The organism is Streptacidiphilus jeojiense (assembly GCF_000719095.1).
Lineage (GTDB): Bacteria > Actinomycetota > Actinomycetes > Streptomycetales > Streptomycetaceae > Streptacidiphilus > Streptacidiphilus jeojiensis.
On the sequence record NZ_JOEH01000071.1, the window covers coordinates 1 to 2169 of the forward strand.

The window sequence follows — 2169 nt, forward strand, 5'->3', positions numbered from 1 at the left end:
TGCCATCTTGACCTTGAGATCGCAGAGGGCTCGGACGCGAGTGCGGCACTGGAGCGGCTACGGGCGGTGCTGTCCGAGTTGGGGGTCGCGGACTGCGCGACCTTGAACGTCAGTGAGTGATCAGGCCGCGATCCGCGCTCGTCCGCCCCAGCGGATGCCCTTCTCGCTGCGGACCCGGGCGCGTTCACGGCGCTCGGCCGCCAGGACGTCGCGGTGGCGGGCGTTGGCGTTGCGCCAGCGCAGGTAGGCGTGCAGGGCCCGGGTCTGGACGGTGTGGTTGGGGTGGTTGGAGTTGGCGACGGTGAACTGCCGCAGCGGCCCGAAATGGGCCTCGATCGGATTCGCCCACGACGCGTAGGTCGGGGTGAAGCACAGTTCGACCCGGTGCTTCTTCGCCCAGCGCCGGATCGTCTCGCCCTTGTGGGCGGACAGGTTGTCCAAGATGACGTAGATCAGGGCGCCGTCCGGGCGGGCCGCGCGAATCGATCGGAGGGCGGCCAGTGTGTTCGCCGCGCCCTTCTTGCGCCGGTTGACGCCCCACAGCTTGTCGTCGCCGATCGCGTAGCAGCCGTGGAAGTAGCTGACCCCGTGGGTGCGGTGGTAGGTCGCGGGATGCCGATCGGGATGACCGGCCCGAGCCCAGCCCGAGCCCATCGTGGGTCGGATGCCGAGCGGGCCGAACTCGTCGAACGCGAACACGCGGTCGGGTAAGCGATCCAGGCCCTGCACGGTCGGCACCTGGACTACGAGGCGTCCGAGAAGGACATCGACTGCTTCGTTGACCTGCACTGGCGCTACTGGCACAGCGTGGAACGCTACCTGCAGGACGGCCAGGCCTGGCTCGAGGTGCTGCGGGCAACGCCCCGCCAGCCCCTGCAGGCGCTGCACGTCATCCCGTGCCATCCGACCGCAGCGACCTGACGGATCATCCACGGCGCAGAGCCAGGGGCTGGACCTCGGCATCCGTAGCAGTAGTCGACCATGCCGATCTCGCGTTCGTTCGACCGTGGCCCCGGCAGCGAGTCGTTGGTGGCGGCGATCATCTGGCAGTCGTACCCGTCGGGGGAGAGGTCCGCGGCTACCGAGATCATCTGGTTCATCAGCCGCGCGCCGATCTGTGTCGTGGACCGCTCCCGTTGCCTGACTTGTGGCAGCGTTCACGTCCTGGTTCTGGCCGGTGGGCCGGATGCGGTCACCGTGGGTGCCGAGCTCAAGGGCGCACGGGCCTGGAGGCGGGCGTGTTGGGCAACCACGTTCACATGCGCGTCAGCCTGGCCGGGGCGTTGGCGGGCGTCGTCGTGCTGGCAGGCTGGGACGTCTTGGAGGATTTGTATCGGAGAGGGGAGAGCGACGATGAACGGTGCACCTGTGTGGCGGCCTACCGGCGTCATCTGGACCGGGGACCGGGCCCAGTTGGAGTGGTCCACCTTCAGTGGTGACACCCCGCGGTGCAGCCCGATCCGGATCGGCGCTGACCTTGCGCTGACCTGCGGCAGCGACCGGCGCTGCACGGGTCTGTGGCGCAGCGGACGCCGGCTGCACTGCCCGACCGGCACGCCGATCGCCGCTGCTGCCCGCACCGCGCAGTGCCCTTCCTGCCAGGCCTTGGACCGGTCCAGCTCTATCGCCGCTGACACCCGATTGGAGGACCCGCGGCCCGTCGCGGTCTACCTCGCCCACCACGGCAGCGTCATCAAGGTCGGCATCACCGCCGTCGAACGCGGCACCACCCGACTCCTGGAACAGGGGGCCCTGGCCTCCACCGTCATCTCCACCGGCACCCTGCCGGGAGCCCGCCGCGCCGAGAACCTCGTCACGACCGTCCTCGGCCTGCCCGACCGCGCCAGCGCCCAGCGCAAGCGCGCCGCTCGCATCCACCCGGGCACCCCGGGTCGGCGCGCCGAGGAACTCCTGGCCGCCGCTGGGCGCAGTGCCCAACTGAGCTGGCCGCAGGGGCAGGACCGCCAGCAGGCCACCGTCATCGATCACACCGGCACCTACCACCTGCCCCCTGGCGGGCTGGCACCCGTCGCGGCATTGCGGCCCCTGACGCCGGCCCGCACCATCGCTGGCCGGGTGGCCTGTCTGATCGGCGGCGACCTCTACCTGGAGACCGCCCAGGGCCTGGTCCTGCTGGACACTCGGCTCCTGACCGGATGGGCCCTGGAC

General features: G+C 70.4%; 1 protein-coding gene and 1 pseudogene. One reads left to right on the top strand and one right to left on the bottom strand.

Annotated features, from left to right (window positions below):
* Positions 1-120 precede the first annotated feature (120 nt).
* Positions 121-720 (bottom strand): annotated as a pseudogene (locus tag IF29_RS0140985) (transposase); the annotation flags it as partial.
* Between the two features lie 633 nt (positions 721-1353).
* Here IF29_RS0140985 and IF29_RS43000 point away from each other — a divergent pair.
* Positions 1354-2169, top strand: an 816-nt coding sequence (locus IF29_RS43000) for a DUF2797 domain-containing protein (protein ID WP_037598737.1), incomplete at its 3' end; no start/stop codon positions are given.